The organism is Desulfuromonas svalbardensis (assembly GCF_055389415.1).
This window is the reverse complement of the sequence record NZ_AP042416.1, coordinates 2,079,993-2,097,439: the sequence shown is the minus strand read 5'-3', so window position 1 is coordinate 2,097,439 and position 17,447 is coordinate 2,079,993. Positions and strand designations below refer to the sequence as shown.

Sequence of the window (17,447 nt, the reverse complement as noted above, 5' to 3'; positions counted from 1 at the left end):
GGGGCAGATCTGCGGTTGACTTATGTTTGATGGAGACAAATGGGACGTTGTTGACGGAGACAAATGGGACGTTGTTGACGTAGTGGACTAACCGAAGCAAAGAGGTCAGGTCTTGAAATACAACATTCCTATGGGAAATTAAGAATGCCACGACCACTAGCCAGATTATTTCGAGCTGAAATATTGCAATTCAACACCTGCCCCTATTGACTCTTTTACGTTTCGTTGTTGTGTGACGGCCAGCCAGCAAGAAGACGGGACTGCGACAACTTCTAACTGGCCATGCGGATGTTATTGTCAAAGCGTTCAGGGAGAAAATACATAAAGTTTTTCAAGTAATTTTTGCAGCTCTACATGTAATTCGGGTTTTGTCGGAGCAAGTATCCCTTCCTGTTGAAGTATGGCAATCAACTTTTGTGGGGGTTCAATTGCGTTTCCAACAATCTCAACGTGCCCGGCCTTTATTTCCCGAGAGGTTAGCCCCGTCGCGTTATCAATCGCAGGAAAATATTGTTCAGAGAGACTGAAAACAAAATCATCCTCAACGCAGTCCCCATTTTCATCTCGCTGTCGACAGCTACCTAGCTCGTCAGTTGAAATTTTAAGATAACTTCGAACCTGTGGACTCAAAGTTCCTGGCGCCTGAATAAATTCTGAAAATTTGGTAATTTCAAACCATTTATCCCCGGTTACAATCTTGCAAATTGGCACAGTCAACCCCAGACTTAATACCCGTCCCAATACTGAACCGCAATGACTTGCAGCAGAGACACCTGCAAATGGCGCCGATATGGTGACCAGACGAAAATTTAAAGCTGGGTTAGATCCAGATTGTGGATGCTCAGAAACCAGTGCCTTACGGGACAGTAAGCCACCCTGACTATGCCCGATAACCGTAATATCAGGATTTTTCATCTGCCGAGAGACAGAATCTAATGCACGTGACAACTTCTCAGAACTGACGCTGAGACTATCACGGTCGTTATAACTGAAACATACGGATTGCTGGCCATGAAAGGCGAAGACTTCGGCAAGTGCCCGAAAGTTCCCAGCAGAACCTCGACAGCCATGAACCAGGACGGTGACAGGTTGTTCTAGATTCAGATCCAAGGTCTGATTTAGCTCGTCAGTACAGGGCCCCAACCCCGCAATGGACACGCCGGACTCGTGAGACACCAAAGGAACTTCTCGAGACACATTTGAACCAGTACAACCAGAGATCAATCCCAAAAATGCCAGAAAAAAGAACACTGCACATGATGGTTTCATAGAAAACGCCCTTCTTGAAGTACCCGAAACAGCATTGGATAGATTGAATTATTTATAATATTAGCTATAAGTAGACTATATGAAAGCAACGGGATCAGGTCTTAAAATACAACATTCCTATAGAAATTTAAAAATGACACGACCACTAGTTGGGTTATTTCGAGCTAAAATATTGCAATTCAAGACCTGATGACAGGTTTGCACGATTGGGCAAAAAAGGTGATATAATCAAAAAGGCGGAAGATATGATCGTCCCCATTGTAGTTCATCGTGGCTGATCTGAATGGTTTCGTGTTAACGGCTATTTTGCTCTGGCAAGTTTTCATAACTCACGAAACTTCAAACTTCAACATTAAGTGAGGAACATGCCAAATTGTATTTGGAAAGCATTAAGAGGAGGAACAGCCCCGAAGGGGCTACGTTGTCTCAACACTCATCGTATCGTAATTCACTCTAGCTATATGGAGCTGCTTAAGTCAGCTGATCTTAACAGTATTCAGGGGGTGCTGCGCAGTAAATTGGGTGAATCAATCACCAAAGAGAGCAAAAAAGAGAAGAACTCTGTCACGCGCATCGAGATTACTCTCGAAGGGGAAACCAGAATTTTCTACCTGAAGATATACAGGAATCACTTCTTTAAAGAGATATGTGCGCGAGCCTTTCGAGGCTCTATGATTGGTCGATCTATGGTTCGTACGGAATACGAAAACCTTGAGCGACTTGCCAAGTGCGGTCTACGCACCCCTCAGTGGGTCGCCTACGGAGACCACCGTTTCGCTGGCGGAGTCATCAACGCGTTCATTATTACCGAAGAGATCCCAAATGCGAGGGGTGTCGATTACCTCATTCACACATGGTTCGCACAGCAAAGCTCAGAGGATCGTAAACATAAGACCACCGAACTCATTCAAGAAATGGCAAAGACGGTCAAACTGATGCATTCTCACGGTTTCGAGCATCACGACCTGTTCTTTCGCAACATGATGGTCTCTGATCAGAACATGTCGAAACTCTACGTGATGGATGCACCTCGCGGTTATTTCTGTCCAAAGTTTATCATAAGAAAACGCCGAGCTATTGACTTGGCCACTCTGGATTCTGCCGCCACCCAGGCATTTACACGCAGCCAGCGTATGCGCTTCATGCTTCTATATCTAGGGTGCGATCGCTTAGATGAACAAGGAAAACAACTTGTCAGAAAAGTGTTGTCCATCAGCGACCCCATGCGTGAACGCCAGATAAAGCGGTTAGAGCGCAGTATCACAGCCAACAAGTAGTACATAAAGGGTCAAGTAGTACATAAAGGAAGAGCTAAAGGGGTCAGGTCTACGGTTGACTTATGTTTAATGAAGATTGCACTTATTGCTTGAATTCGCGTGTACGCACGGATCACCCCACCACCGCTGCGGTTGTTTCAACGTTGCCAAATAAGAAAGAGCTAAAGGGGTCAGGTCTACGGTTAACTTATGTTTAATGAAGATTGCACTTATTGCTTGAATTCGCGTGTACGCACGGATCACCCCACCACCGCTGCGGTTGTTGCACCACTGCTAAAGCAATAGTGAAAAATATAACAGATAGCTGATTACACAAAAAAGGGCAGAACCCACTGGTTCTGCCCTTTATAATTGTTTTAATGTCAATCAGTTAGCTTGGTCAGACCCCATAGGTATCTTTTAGTTTTTGCACCTGTTCAACATCCGTTCGCCTTTTTTACAGATTAATTGCATAATAGTATCCAGCTTAAAGATCAAGCGACAAACATTTCAAAGGGAATAGACTGATCACGATCTACCAATCTTAAGACACCTAATATGAATCAGAGCGACACCATGAAAGATCAACATTAAGTGTTGAGGAATGGCTAAAATGAAACCTGAACTTACCTTTATTGGCACGATAACGACACCTTACGCATCTATTGAAGAGTGTCCAAGAAACATTCAATCAACAGGTCCGTTATGCCAAATCACATTATACGATGAGTATCAAGAAGGACTAGTAGGGCTTGAGGCAGGGCAGCTTATTCTGGTTCTATATTGGCTGGAAAACGCAGAGAGAACTGTAAAACATAAAAAAACAAGAAAAGATAACGGGATTAAGGGAACATTTGCTTTGCGCTCACCTCATCGGCCTAACCCCATTGGAGCTGCCGAATTATCCATTGAGAAAATTGAAGCTGGCAAAATTACTGTCAAAGGGCTGGACTGCCTCAACAACACCCAGCTCATTGATATAAAACCTGCCATGCATCAAGACGTTACATCACCCGATTAACAACAATGGACAAAACGTTATATATGACTCACGATCAAAGCTAACTTCCTGGAAGTTAAGCGAATTAATAAAAAAGCAATAGCCTGTTTTTGGTCGTTCTTTCTGCTAACAATAAAAGCAAACCCCACAAAACAGGAGGCTTTTATGTTGGATAAACTGGACAGATTGGAACAGTTTCGGCAACTACGCTCTACCATTCGTGGATCAAAATCAATTCTGGTTGTTGGGATTGATGTTGCTAAAAGTAGCCATCATGCCTTTTTCGGTGATGCCAACGGTAAAACTCTGCACAAGAGGCTGATTTTTGATAATGATCTTGAAGGGTTTCAAAAGCTTCGCGGCATGGCGAGTAGTTTAGTAGCAAGACATGCTTTAGAGCAGTGTGTGTATGGTGTTGAACCTACGGCCTCTTACCATAAACCACTTGCTGAATATCTGATCCGTAACAATGAGCAGGTTGTTTATGTTTCTAATGTTGCGGTAAAGCATAACCGATCACTCTTAGATGGTCGTTGGGATAAAAACGACACTAAAGATGCTGCGAACATTGCTGATCTAATCGGTCAAAGCCGCTGTCAATACTATGATCTCGCCGCTAATGACATCAGAGAGTTACGCAGTCTCCTCGCTTATCGCAATAAGCTTAAAAAGCAGGAGCACAGCTTGCGGATGCGTATCCGCAACAACCTGTTAGCTCAATACTTTCCTGAACTCGATAAACAGATGCCTCAAGGCGGTCAAGATGGTTTGATCCTCGATATTATCGCTAAAGACTTTGATCCAACGCATATTGCTGCAACACCATTTGAAACATTTCGCCAACAATACAAACTATCACGGCGACCCATTACCTATGAAAAACGGTTACGCACCATTTGGGAACAAAGTCAGCAATCTATCGGTTGCTTCCTCCCCGAATCTGCCGCATGGGAAGGACAGATGATGGTTGATCAGCTCCATCATACCAGACAGATCAAGCACGACTTAGAGCAACAACTTAAATACGTTGGAGAGAAGTTCTCATCATACCGCTGCATTATAACCATCCCTGGCTTTGGGCCAATCATCTCAGCAATGACCCTTGGTGCTATTAGCGATGCCCATCGCTTTACCAGTCGCAAGCAGGTGTTACGGCTCGCAGGGTTAGATTTAAGCGCATCACGCAGTGGTAAAACAAGCAACAGTGCTGTACCCGTAATTTCAAAACAGGGCAAAGCCGCATTACGCTACGGGTTATATCAAGCAGCCCTGATTGCCAGTTACCAAGATGAAACTATCAGAAACTACTTTACCCGACTACTCAAAGGGCGAGAACTAGAACGCGGCATTAAAACTAAAATGCGAATCAAATTAGCCGCAAAACTGCTTATCGTGGCATGGACAATGATGAAGCGAAACGAAGTGTTTGATTCTGGCCATTTCAAGGTATAAAACCACCTTCGAAATAGCCATTGGCGAGACGAGTCCGATCAAGAACGTTGAGGCATAAAGACCTCGGGCGGGACAAACAGGGACCTCTCACTGGAATCTTGAAGATTGGATAAGGAATGATGAGGCGGCCCCGCTCCCATTGAGGACGGGGGATGCCGGATATTTGTAACGATTAAACTCAAGGTTCGCCAAGTTGTGAGACTAACGCCAAGTGTTGAAATAGCAGCAGTGGTACGTTCAAAATTGGGCGACATGTTTAACTTGCTGATTTTGCAGTGGGGATTATTTTAGTTGACGTTGGTGATATAGAATGTCCCCCTGCCTTGCCGTTGTTAGCAGAATCTTCTTTATTTTAATCTTTGTGCTTTAGAATTTCTTCAATCATGTGAATATCTAACGTTTCTTTGTTAAGTAGCTCTTCAACTAATTGATTTAGATCTTCACGGTGATCTAATAAAATAGCAAACGTTGTTTTTTCGGCTTCTTTTATTATTCTGTGAATTTCCTGATCAATTTTTGTGGCGGTTTCTTCACTAAAATCTTTTTCTTGTTGTATTTCGTAACCTAGAAAAGGATGTTCGGAGCCGACCTTAAAATGAATTGGGCCAATGGCGTCGCTCATGCCCCATTGGGTCACCATCATTTTTGCAAGGTGCGTCGCTTGTTCTAAATCATTGGATGCGCCTGAACTGGTATCATCCAACACGATTTTTTCGCCTACGCGTCCGCCGAGCATGACTGATAGCCGTGTTTCTAAATAAGTTTGCGTGTAATTGTGTCGGTCTTCAACGGGGAGTTGTTCTGTTACTCCTAATGCTCGGCCGCGTGGAATAATGGAAACTTGTCGAAGCGGATCACTATTGGGTAAAAATAAAGCGGCGATGGCGTGGCCGCTTTCGTGAACGGCGGTTCTTTTTCTTTCTGATGGATTTAATAAATCTTTTCGCTCGCTTCCCATAATGATTTTGTCATGGGCTTGATTGAAATCATCTTTTGTTACGATGTCGGCTTTTTTTCTTGCTGCGGAGAGTGCGGCTTCATTCACTAAGTTGGCGAGGTCTGCCCCAGAAAACCCAACGGTCATGCTGGCTAATTCTTTGTAATCAAAATCTAAAGCAATGGGTACTTTACGAGTATGTACTTTTAGGATTTCTATTCTTGCGTTTTGTAGTGGTAATTCTAACGTCACTTTTCTATCGAATCTTCCGGGTCTTAATAGTGCGGGGTCTAACACATCGGGGCGATTTGTTGCGGCTAAAACTACAACGGCTTCATCAACTGAGAATCCGTCCATCTCGGCGAGAATTTGATTGAGTGTTTGTTCTCTTTCGTCATTGCCACCGCCTAGGCCTGTGCCGCGAACACGACCAACGGAATCAATTTCATCGACAAAAATGAGCGCGGGAGCTTTATCTCTTGCTTCTTTGAACAGATCTCGAACACGAGAGGCACCAATGCCAACAAACATTTCGATAAATTCTGAACCGCTAATACTAAAGAAAGGAACACCCGCTTCGTGAGCTGTGGCTTTGGCGAGCATGGTTTTACCTGTCCCCGGTGGGCCCATTAATAAAATACCCCGTGGCATTCTTGCGCCAAGCTTTTGAAATTCATCAGGGTTTTTTAAATAATCAATGATTTCTTGAAGGTCTTGTTTGGCTCCCTCTACGCCTGCGACATCGTCATAACCAATTTCATTGTCTTTGGTTTCGAACAGCTTCGCCTTGGACTTTGAGATGCCCATAAAACCATCTTTTCCACCGCCACCCAATCTTTGTTGCAGCATTCGGCTTGAGTAGAGAAAAAAAGCGAGGATTAACAACCAAGGAACAATACCTATCAAAATGGTAAGCCATTGCGGATCAGCAGAAGACTTTGCTGAAATATCGACTCCTTTTATTTCGAGCAGCGGTAGTAACTCTGTGTCTGGTGTGGAGGGTATAACGGTATGGAATATTTTTGGTTTATCTACCCCTGCATCGCTATAGTTACCGTAGATTTGATCGCCTCTGAAAGAGATGGACGACACTTGATTGGAAATGACTGCCTTTTTAAAATCTGTATATGAAATCTCTGGCGTTTTGGAACCAGAAAGACTAGAAAAAATCGAAAAAACAGCAAAGATCATCATCATCCACATTAACGTGTGAGCATCAAAAGGATGCGGTGTTTTCTGTGGTGTTGATTCTGAATTTTTAGTCGTGTTGTTATTATCGTCTTTGCTGTTTGTCATATCGTCTCGGTTTTGGGTTGATTCGTTCACTGTGGATTTAAATCTAAGTGTTGGTCTGGGTAGACGCGGACCAAATTGAGTCACCAATTTTGCTAAATAACGACTCAATGATTGAGAACTAAATATTGCTATATAATAAGAGGTAAACACGATTTGTCCATCAACGCCCAAGCATAAAACCCAATACACCCTTCAATTGCTAAACAAATTAAACGATTAACATAATCAAGACTATCCTATCTTCCTTAACAATCAAGAACTTATCAATACCGAAAAAATGACACGATGCAGTAACTGTAAAGGGGTCAGGTCTGCGGTTGACCTATGTTTGATGTAGATGACGGATCACCCCACCACCGCTGCGGTTGTTGCACCATTACTAAAAAGATAACGGATAACTGGTTACACAAAAAAGGGCAGAACCCGCAGGTTCTGCCCTTTTATATATTGCTGAGATTTTAAATACATAGCTAGCAAAAATGGGACTGTCCCCAGCTTCATCGGGGGCTGTCCCGATCTTTTGCGGCGAGAGACTACTTATACGAATTAATCTGGGTAGTGTCCCTAGTTTCTCTCTATATTAACCTATCCTTTTACTCGCCTCAATTCAACCTGGACCCGATTTTTAGGGTTCGGGCAATCCCATACTTGGACATCGGGGTCTGAGCCAATTGGTACAGAGCCACCAAATTGAAGTGTCTGTACCCATCCATGAATATTTTTGTAAAAATTCCCACAAAATTCGCCGCACTTGTGGGTGCTCAACTCGAACTCATCACCAGGTTTCATCCCGATAGTACAATCCCCCTGAGTGCTAAGCACTTTTGCAACCACTTTGCTACCGATTGGTGGATAATTGATTTCAGCCATTTGAAGCTTCCCTGTTTGGTTTGGGGTCAACTGCTGGGCTATTACACTGGATGCGGCGGCAACGGTACCGATGCCGATGCCGACAAGACCAAGCTTGGTAAATTCACGTCTGTCCATATTTAGTTTCCTCCATTAGCAATTTTATATTACTGCTCCATGCAGCGATATATTTGGATTTTGTGGATGGCGAAATGTCGGGCGACGGCCAGCAATAGATCCATTTTTAAGATTAAAGGAAGAATAAGGCCAGCCTGAAGCCAAACGGCTATCCACTTCTCTGAGTGGGGTGTTATTCACTAAAAACTTGGTATTTCCCCGAATCGATCAAACCTCTCACAATATGAGAAAACGAATCGGGAGACTTATATTCTGGATAACGGCGAAACATTTCAACAGTACGATCGATTTCAGACAGTTCTCTCAAATGAGCAATCACTTCTACTCTGCCTTTCGCAGCTACTTCTTGTTTAACAATAGTTTTCTTTCCCGCGATTGCCTGACCCTGCTCCAAGTTTTTTGCGGCATGTCTATGGCACCTGCAGGCATTATTTTTATTGACCAAACCGCAGTGTTTCTCCATAAATTCCTGCACGCGCTTTCTGCCACGGGAAAGGCGTGTGCGGAACGCCTCGGGTGTAATGCCCAGGATAAAGGCGCCCTCTTTGCTGGTAACGTCGTATGAGTCGCCGAGGATAACGGCAATTCGCACTTCCCTTTCTAGGCATGTCAGAACGGCCTGCATGCAGTCGAACCTGACTTCCTCCAACAGGACATCCCTTTCCGGACCTGAAACAGTTAGGGAGGGCGTATTGTTGGTTACGTCAGTGCTCATTTCTTCTATCGAGTCGAACGTTATCTTCATGCGTGCACTTTTTTTTCGCGTTGTTAATAGATGATTACAGGAGACTCTATATACCCAGGTGGTGAAAGCACTCTCTTCCCGAAAGTCACTCAAATGCGTGATCACTTTGATCAAAATCTCCTGTGCCTCATCTTCAGCATCTTCCGGGTGGCGCAACATCCGTAATGCCAACCCGTAAATTTTTCCCTGAATGCAACCAACAACCGTTTCGAGCGCCTGTCGATTCCCATTTTTAGCCTGCCTGACATGATGTTCCAGATCTGAACCCATTTGCTTACCTTTCGATTGTGACTGTTTCTATTTAGACTGTTAAAATCAAAAAGTGTGACATGGAAAAATGAAAAATATTAGATAATGAAAGTTTTGCCAGCGTAAAGGGTTCCTGAATTCAAGTCGGAAGACAAAGGGGACGTTGTTGACGTGGTGGACCAAATATCAATTTGGCTAAACAACTACTCAATGATTCCGAACTAAATATGGTTACATAATAAGAGGTAAACACGATTTATCCACCTACTCCCGAGCACACACCTCGATACTACATTCAATGGCTAAACGAATTTAACAATCAACAAACCAAGCTAACTGTATTCACCTTAATAATCAAGCACTTATCAATACAAAAAAATTACACGATGCAGTAACTAAACTGCTATTAAGTCTTGATTGTCATGGCATATTAGCTCCCCGTTGTTAGTGATATGGTAGATCAATCATGGAACCGTAATGAGTTAGTCCACTGTGTCATCAACGTCCCCTAAAAGTCCGACAAGCGCGACAATCTACTCAGCTTAAGTGATGCCAACAGCAACACCACCACGTTTCGTTACGATCTAACCGGTCGTAAACTTGAAGAGATCCGCCCCATGGGGCAAAACAGCCGTTACAGCTACGACCATAACGGCTTGGTTAAAACCATCACCGATGCCAAGGGGCAAATCACCACCTATAACTACGATGCAGCCAACCATCTATCAAATGTGGTCTATCACGATGGTACTCAAGACAGCTTCACCTACGATTCGCTGGGTAACCTTATCGGCTACACCGGCGCCGATGGCGTTAGCGGGGTGTTGGAATATGATGCTTTAAATCGCAAAATTGCTGAAACGGTCAACTACGGTTCCTTCACTAAAAGCTTTCAGTACAGCTACGATGCCTATGGCAACAAGGATAGCTACACCAGTGCAAACGATATCGTTCACAGCTACGCTCACGACTTAAGTGGTCGAGTGACCGCCATGAGTGTCGATGGTCAAACCATCAATTTAAGCTACAACAAAACCCGTTTAGCCCAAATTAATTACCCCAATGGTGTCACCACCAACTACAGTTACAATGGCAATGATTGGCTCTCTAATCTCAACACCAGTGGCCCTAACGGCACACTACTGCAACGTGACTACAGCTTTGACGGTACCGGCAATATCACCAACGCCGTCAGCACTCAAGGTTCAACAAACTACACCTACGACCCAACTAATCAACTCACCGAGGCCGATCACCCTGCGGCAACAGCTCTAAGTGACGAAACATACAGCTATGATCCCGTTGGCAATCGCCTTAACGCTAACGACATTAGCGGTCTGATCAGTTACAATACCAATAATGAGTTGATTGGTCACAGTACAGCCCAATACCAGTACGACACCAACGGCAATACCGTACAAAAAACTGAAAACGGTCAAGTCACGACCTATAATTACAACAGCCGTAATCGACTCGCTGCCATTCACCTAGCCGATGGCCGTTTAGTCAGCTACCGTTATGACCCCTTTGGTCGCCGCATTAGCAAAAGCGTGGCGGGCACCACCACCAGTTATGCCTATACCGATGAAGGGCTAGTCGGTGAGTACGATGCGAACGGTAATTGGCAAAAGAGTTATGGCTGGAAACCGAACGGTTTATGGGGTACTGATCCAGTTTATCAGCGCACCCCAACGGGTTTGTATTACTATCACAACGACCACCTCGGTACGCCGCAGCGTTTAAGTGATAACACTGGCGCCATTGTATGGAGTGCGGGGTACGCAGCGTTTGGTCGTGCGACGGTTGATCCGTTTCTAACCGCTGTGGAAAACAATCTGCGCTTTGCGGGTCAATACTTTGACCAAGAGAGTGGCTTGCATTATAATTATCAGCGCTTTTATGATCCAAAGGCGGGACGATATACGCAGGTTGATCCGATTGGATTCTTTGCGGGGGATGTGAATCTTTTTCGGTATGTTTACCAAAATCCTATTATGAATTTTGACTCAAACGGACTTTGGGTTGTTGGGTATGGGGGTTCTGCCGGTATAGGTTTCATGGGCGCAGTAGATATATCTGGTGGTGGTGTTGTGGATGGGCATGGCTCCTTGGCTGCTATTGGAACGGTAACAGGGTCGGCTGGTTTACAAACAACTGCTGGTGCTGGGGCTACAGTTTATTTTTCTTTTGCTGATAAAGTTGGGGACTTAAATGGGCCATCGTTTGATATAAATATTCGTCTTGGGATAAGTATATCTTTTTCAATACCAATCGACTATGAAACTGGAAAAATTAATTTAAAAAACACATTACTAAGTGTTGACTATATGCCCTCACCACTAAACCTTGGTTTTGGTTTTGGTCCAGGTGGAACAATAATTTTATGGGAAAATAAAGCCCCACTATATTTAATTAATTTACTACGTAAACAAAGGGGATGTAATTAAAATGAAATGCCTTGATTGCGGGAAAAAATTTCGATTTATTGACTTCTTTTTATTACAGATGAACATTCCTATATCGTTAAAATGTTACAAATGCAAAGTTTTAACAAGACTTAAATACAGCGAGTATCTATTCGCACTTTTGGTATCACTTACAGTATCTATGCTCTTTTTTTTAGGTATCCCAAATCTATTAATTTTTCTCTTTGCAGACTCCGACATTACATTACTGGGACTTGTTTCTATAATTTTGTCACCATACTTATATTTTAAAATATACAGAGTAATAATATATAAAGCGTACCTAAAAAATCATTCACCTACTCGAAATACCTAAAAGAGAAACCCAAAGGGGACGGAAACCCTAAGGGGACATTCTATATCACCAATGGAAACCAAAGGGGACATTCTATATCACCAACGTCAACTAAAATAATCCCCACTGCAAAATCAGCAAGTTAAACATGTCGCCCAATTTTGAACGTACCACTGCTGCTATTTCAACACTTGGCGTTAGTCTCACAACTTGGCGAACCTTGAGTTTAATCGTTACAAATATCCGGCATCCCCCGTCCTCAATGGGAGCGGGGCCGCCTCATCATTCCTTATCCAATCTTCAAGATTCCAGTGAGAGGTCCCTGTTTGTCCCGCCCGAGGTCTTTATGCCTCAACGTTCTTGATCGGACTCGTCTCGCCAATGGCTATTTCGAAGGTGGTTTTATACCTTGAAATGGCCAGAATCAAACACTTCGTTTCGCTTCATCATTGTCCATGCCACGATAAGCAGTTTTGCGGCTAATTTGATTCGCATTTTAGTTTTAATGCCGCGTTCTAGTTCTCGCCCTTTGAGTAGTCGGGTAAAGTAGTTTCTGATAGTTTCATCTTGGTAACTGGCAATCAGGGCTGCTTGATATAACCCGTAGCGTAATGCGGCTTTGCCCTGTTTTGAAATTACGGGTACAGCACTGTTGCTTGTTTTACCACTGCGTGATGCGCTTAAATCTAACCCTGCGAGCCGTAACACCTGCTTGCGACTGGTAAAGCGATGGGCATCGCTAATAGCACCAAGGGTCATTGCTGAGATGATTGGCCCAAAGCCAGGGATGGTTATAATGCAGCGGTATGATGAGAACTTCTCTCCAACGTATTTAAGTTGTTGCTCTAAGTCGTGCTTGATCTGTCTGGTATGATGGAGCTGATCAACCATCATCTGTCCTTCCCATGCGGCAGATTCGGGGAGGAAGCAACCGATAGATTGCTGACTTTGTTCCCAAATGGTGCGTAACCGTTTTTCATAGGTAATGGGTCGCCGTGATAGTTTGTATTGTTGGCGAAATGTTTCAAATGGTGTTGCAGCAATATGCGTTGGATCAAAGTCTTTAGCGATAATATCGAGGATCAAACCATCTTGACCGCCTTGAGGCATCTGTTTATCGAGTTCAGGAAAGTATTGAGCTAACAGGTTGTTGCGGATACGCATCCGCAAGCTGTGCTCCTGCTTTTTAAGCTTATTGCGATAAGCGAGGAGACTGCGTAACTCTCTGATGTCATTAGCGGCGAGATCATAGTATTGACAGCGGCTTTGACCGATTAGATCAGCAATGTTCGCAGCATCTTTAGTGTCGTTTTTATCCCAACGACCATCTAAGAGTGATCGGTTATGCTTTACCGCAACATTAGAAACATAAACAACCTGCTCATTGTTACGGATCAGATATTCAGCAAGTGGTTTATGGTAAGAGGCCGTAGGTTCAACACCATACACACACTGCTCTAAAGCATGTCTTGCTACTAAACTACTCGCCATGCCGCGAAGCTTTTGAAACCCTTCAAGATCATTATCAAAAATCAGCCTCTTGTGCAGAGTTTTACCGTTGGCATCACCGAAAAAGGCATGATGGCTACTTTTAGCAACATCAATCCCAACAACCAGAATTGATTTTGATCCACGAATGGTAGAGCGTAGTTGCCGAAACTGTTCCAATCTGTCCAGTTTATCCAACATAAAAGCCTCCTGTTTTGTGGGGTTTGCTTTTATTGTTAGCAGAAAGAACGACCAAAAACAGGCTATTGCTTTTTTATTAATTCGCTTAACTTCCAGGAAGTTAGCTTTGATCGTGAGTCATATATAACGTTCTTGCTTTATTGCTTTTAGAGCTTAAACGGTAATCACTGACATGCCTAGACAACCTCGCCTCGATATTCCAGATCTCGTTCATCATGTCATTGTACGTGGTATTAAGTGTGACAAAATATTTCGTGATGACGATGATCGTAACAACTTTCTGCAACGGTTTCACACCTTGCTGACGGAAACAGATACGATCTGTTACGCTTGGGCGTTGATTCCGAACCATTGTCATTTACTCTTGCGTCCTCGCGGGGTTCCCCTCTCCAGCTTTATGCGCCGTTTACTAACAGGGTATGCTGTCACACATAATAAACGGCACAACCGTAACGGCCACTTGTTTCAGAACCGCTATAAGTCAATTATATGCGAAGAGGATACCTATCTTCTGGAACTAATTCGCTATATCCACCTCAACCCATTAAGGGCACATCTTGTCGCTGACATGGATTCTCTTGATCGGTATCCGTAGTGTGGCCATGCTGAGATTCTGGGTAAACGGCCAAGTTGTGGGCTGGATGTTGACAATGTGCTCGCACTCTTCGGCACAAAAGCAAAAGCAGCGAGACTAAAATATCATCAATTCATAGTGGATGGCATAGAGATGGGCAAGCGACCTGAACTTATGGGTGGCGGTTTACGACGCAGCCAGATTCTTAGCCAGTCTAGCGATGAAAATATTGACTTTGATGATCGTATTCTGGGTAGCGGTGAGTTTGTGACAGAGCTACGAGATAAAGGCTTGCTGAGCGATAATCGCCCCACTTTAATCAGCCTGTCACAACTTCAACATTTCATTGAGGAACGTTATCAACTTGATAAAGATGAAATGATGCGACGAGGGAGATTGAACGTCGTATTTGAAGCACGCTGTGTTTACTGTTACTGTGCAGTACGGCAGTTACAGTACCCTGCTGCAGGAATCGCCCGTTATCTTAAAATTGGCCCCCCTGCTGTTTCGCGTTCGATACGAAAAGGTGGAAAGTTCGTTGATGCTGATCACGCATTGAGCGAGTGGATAGTTCAGATGTTAAAGCAATAAAGCAAGAACGTCACCTTGTTTCCCTTGCAACCGAGTAAGCGTAGCCGAAGGTGGATAATTTTGTCAAGACGGTGAAAATTTATTCAAAGATATGGTTGTTTTCTCTACCAAAAGGTTTCACGTCTAACAATCGTTATTGCCGACAGTTCACAACCATGGTACAAACCTAAGTACTACCAGTGGACATTTACAACAAAATATTTACCATAAGTATTTGTTTTCAATAACTAATAACTGGACAAAACCTATGACAAAAACACAAACATTTACCCCAGATAAAAATGGTTATTTAAAAGTTGAAACACATAGATCAGGCCCTTTTATTTTTCAAATTGGCTTGGACCTTAACAAGCTAAGTGTTCCCTTGCAGCGTGCAGATGAGGCCTACACTCGTTTTGCCAGCACACCCATGATGAGAGATATTGTTAACGAACTTGAGCAAGCGACACTTGTGACCTCTGTACATAGCACTAACACCATTGAAGGTGGCGAGCTTGATAGCAATGAAACTGAATCAGCAATAAATTTATCCCCTGAAGAGGTTAAAACCGAAGCCGAAAGGCGTGTTACAAACTTAAGAGATGCCTACAATACTGCTAAGAGTTTTGCAGAATATTTTTTTAAAACACAGCTAAATGCCGAACAACAAGATCAAGCAGCTAGCCAAGGAAACTTGAGAATACCGATCACAGAACAGTTGATATTAGATCTCCATAGTCAAATAACCGATGGATTAACGCATGAAGACAATATCCCTGGCACCTACAGAAACAACCCAAAACACAGAAAGACTCAAGTAAGTGACATTGAACACGGTGGTGTGTACACACCACCAAAATGCCTTGAAGACGTAAAGACCTTAATCCGTGCGTATATTGCATGGGCAAACAGCGACCCAGTTATGGATTTACCGCCACTTTTGCGAGCCCCATTGCTTCATTATTATTTCGAACTTATTCACCCCTTTTGGGATGGGAATGGACGAACAGGTCGGGTCATTGAAGCCCTAACATTGCAATGTGCAAAATATAACTATGCGCCTTACGCTGTTTCTAAATATTATTTAGAAAATCTTGATATTTATTTCTCTCTTTTCAACAGATGTAGAAAATTTTCTAAAGACAAAGTGACAGAATACCCAAATACAGAGTTTGTTGAATTTCATCTTCATGGAATTTTAAGTACAATAAACAGACTCCACGACAGAGCAAACAAAATAATATCTGCTATATTATATTCGTCACAAATTAATATTCTGTTTTCACAAAAAAGGATCAATTCCAGACAGTACACAATACTCAATCAGCTTCCGTCAAATAAAGAGTATTGGATTATTAAAGATTTAAATGTGGAACCTTGGTACCAAACATTATATTTAGACCTAACAAACAGAACGAGAAAAAGGGATCTGGAAAAACTGGTAGAACTGGACATTATTAAAATAATTGATGGTAAAAAAATTGAAATATTATTTGCAATACCTGAAATAATACTATCTACGCACCCATCAACAGCGCCTTACTAAACGAAACAAGCATGGCAAGGGAATACCTTCGCCCTCTCGATCACGAAACTTCTCAACCGAATCAACAAACAACCGTAATCCACGCCCACTACCAAGAAAATATCCCTCAACATCACCACGGTGATAGAGGTTAGGAAGACAAAGGGGACGGGAAGACAAAGGGGACGTTGTTGACGTGGTGGACCAAATATCAATTTGGCTAAACAACTACTCAATGATTCCGAACTAAATATGGCTACATAATAAGAGGTAAACACGATTTATCCACCTACTCCCGAGCACACACCTCGATACTACATTCAATGGCTAAACGAATTTAACAATCAACAAATCAAGCTAACTGTATTCACCTTAATAATCAAGCACTTATCAATACAAAAAAATTACACGATACAGTAACTAAACTGCTATTAAGTCTTGATTGTCATGGCATATTAGCTCCCCGTTGTTAGTGATATGGTAGATCAATCATGGAACCGTAATGAGTTAGTCCACTGTGTCATCAACGTCCCCTAAAAGTCACTAAAAGTCACACCTGAATCATCACACGTTCTGTACAGTCTAAATGTTTATATGTTTTTGCCATAACAACACTTTAACTCCTCAAAGTGTTGCACTTCAATCCTGAATTCGGCCTGGAATTAAGTGGCCCAACCCAAGAGAAAAAAAACATTTGGTATGTTGTTAAACAGGGAGCACCACAACTGTTACTGACCGCCGGTTTTACGCCCCAACGATTCACGCCACGGTACAAGAGCTACAGTCAACTGACCATCAATCGCGATCCCGGCGCTCCTTTGGCTGCGGCAGGCGGCATAGCTATGGCGTTAGGTGTTTTGATCAGCCTACTCTCTTTTTATGCCAAACGGTCTCGCAATGGCCACACATTTGCAATAGGGCAGGTAAGAACATTTCCTGCTTAATAAATTAAAAACGTAGTTCCTGCTGCAAGAAATTCCAAAAAAATCAAGAAATCATGCGATTTCAATCTACATTTTTCACAAAAAAGGCAGAACCCACGGGTTCTGCCTTTTTTGTATATTACTGCGATCCAACATCAGCACATCAATTTAATCTGGAGAGCGTACATCGTTTTATAAAACACGTTTTATTCTAC

At 43.0% G+C, this 17,447-nt stretch carries 13 protein-coding genes and 1 pseudogene; 9 read left to right on the top strand and 5 right to left on the bottom strand.

The window, feature by feature from the left end; genetic code table 11:
* Positions 1–306 precede the first annotated feature (306 nt).
* The gene (locus ACZ5KY_RS09420; RefSeq protein WP_464243641.1) at positions 307–1,269 is read right to left on the bottom strand and encodes an esterase/lipase family protein; all 963 of its coding nucleotides are present in this window, start codon (positions 1,267–1,269) and stop codon (positions 307–309) included.
* Between the two features lie 365 nt (positions 1,270–1,634).
* Between ACZ5KY_RS09420 and ACZ5KY_RS09415 the strand changes: the two genes are divergently transcribed.
* From ACZ5KY_RS09415 to ACZ5KY_RS09405, 3 genes are all read left to right on the top strand, one after another.
* A complete protein-coding gene (locus ACZ5KY_RS09415) occupies positions 1,635–2,546 on the top strand; it encodes a lipopolysaccharide kinase InaA family protein (protein WP_464243640.1) in 912 nt (303 codons plus the stop codon).
* 592 nt (positions 2,547–3,138) lie between these two features.
* The gene (tsaA, locus tag ACZ5KY_RS09410) at positions 3,139–3,546 is read left to right on the top strand and encodes a tRNA (N6-threonylcarbamoyladenosine(37)-N6)-methyltransferase TrmO (RefSeq protein ID WP_464243639.1); all 408 of its coding nucleotides are present in this window, start codon (positions 3,139–3,141) and stop codon (positions 3,544–3,546) included.
* A 144-nt stretch (positions 3,547–3,690) separates the two neighbouring features.
* Positions 3,691–4,977 carry an IS110 family RNA-guided transposase gene (locus ACZ5KY_RS09405; protein WP_464243272.1) on the top strand — a complete coding sequence of 429 codons (1,287 nt, stop codon included), beginning with the start codon at positions 3,691–3,693 and terminating at the stop codon, positions 4,975–4,977.
* A gap of 352 nt (positions 4,978–5,329) precedes the next feature.
* Here ACZ5KY_RS09405 and ftsH read toward each other — a convergent pair whose 3' ends face one another.
* From ftsH to ACZ5KY_RS09390, 3 genes are all read right to left on the bottom strand, one after another.
* Positions 5,330–7,210 (bottom strand): ATP-dependent zinc metalloprotease FtsH, encoded by a 1,881-nt coding sequence (gene ftsH, locus ACZ5KY_RS09400; protein WP_464243638.1) that lies wholly within the window; start codon positions 7,208–7,210, stop codon positions 5,330–5,332.
* 585 nt (positions 7,211–7,795) lie between these two features.
* Positions 7,796–8,197: a TIGR04076 family protein gene (locus tag ACZ5KY_RS09395; protein WP_464243637.1), complete on the bottom strand. Its 402-nt coding sequence runs from the start codon at positions 8,195–8,197 to the stop codon at positions 7,796–7,798.
* A 172-nt stretch (positions 8,198–8,369) separates the two neighbouring features.
* On the bottom strand, positions 8,370–9,212 hold the full coding sequence (locus ACZ5KY_RS09390; protein ID WP_464243636.1) for an RNA polymerase sigma factor: 843 nt from the start codon (positions 9,210–9,212) through the stop codon (positions 8,370–8,372).
* A gap of 554 nt (positions 9,213–9,766) precedes the next feature.
* On the opposite strand from ACZ5KY_RS09390, the pseudogene ACZ5KY_RS09385 reads away from it, so the two are divergent.
* Together ACZ5KY_RS09385 and ACZ5KY_RS09380 are read left to right on the top strand one after the other, a co-directional pair.
* Positions 9,767–10,216 (top strand): annotated as a pseudogene (locus tag ACZ5KY_RS09385) (hypothetical protein); the annotation flags it as partial.
* Positions 10,205–11,638: an RHS repeat domain-containing protein gene (locus tag ACZ5KY_RS09380; protein ID WP_464244652.1), complete on the top strand. Its 1,434-nt coding sequence runs from the start codon at positions 10,205–10,207 to the stop codon at positions 11,636–11,638. The pseudogene ACZ5KY_RS09385 and the gene ACZ5KY_RS09380, both read left to right, overlap by 12 nt.
* A 715-nt stretch (positions 11,639–12,353) precedes the next feature.
* Here ACZ5KY_RS09380 and ACZ5KY_RS09375 read toward each other — a convergent pair.
* Positions 12,354–13,640 carry an IS110 family RNA-guided transposase gene (locus ACZ5KY_RS09375; RefSeq protein ID WP_464243272.1) on the bottom strand — a complete coding sequence of 429 codons (1,287 nt, stop codon included), beginning with the start codon at positions 13,638–13,640 and terminating at the stop codon, positions 12,354–12,356.
* Between the two features lie 172 nt (positions 13,641–13,812).
* Here ACZ5KY_RS09375 and ACZ5KY_RS09370 point away from each other — a divergent pair, with 172 nt between their 5' ends.
* The 4 genes from ACZ5KY_RS09370 (at position 13,813) to ACZ5KY_RS09355 (ending at position 17,253) form a co-directional block, all read left to right on the top strand.
* Entirely contained in the window at positions 13,813–14,235 is a 423-nt protein-coding gene (locus tag ACZ5KY_RS09370) for a transposase (protein WP_464243635.1), read from the top strand.
* 132 nt (positions 14,236–14,367) lie between these two features.
* The gene (locus ACZ5KY_RS09365; RefSeq protein ID WP_464243634.1) at positions 14,368–14,805 is read left to right on the top strand and encodes a hypothetical protein; all 438 of its coding nucleotides are present in this window, start codon (positions 14,368–14,370) and stop codon (positions 14,803–14,805) included.
* A 247-nt stretch (positions 14,806–15,052) separates the two neighbouring features.
* Positions 15,053–16,330 (top strand): Fic family protein, encoded by a 1,278-nt coding sequence (locus ACZ5KY_RS09360; protein WP_464243633.1) that lies wholly within the window; start codon positions 15,053–15,055, stop codon positions 16,328–16,330.
* Positions 16,331–16,938: 608 nt separating this feature from the next.
* Positions 16,939–17,253 (top strand): hypothetical protein, encoded by a 315-nt coding sequence (locus ACZ5KY_RS09355; protein WP_464243632.1) that lies wholly within the window; start codon positions 16,939–16,941, stop codon positions 17,251–17,253.
* Positions 17,254–17,447: the final 194 nt, after the last annotated feature.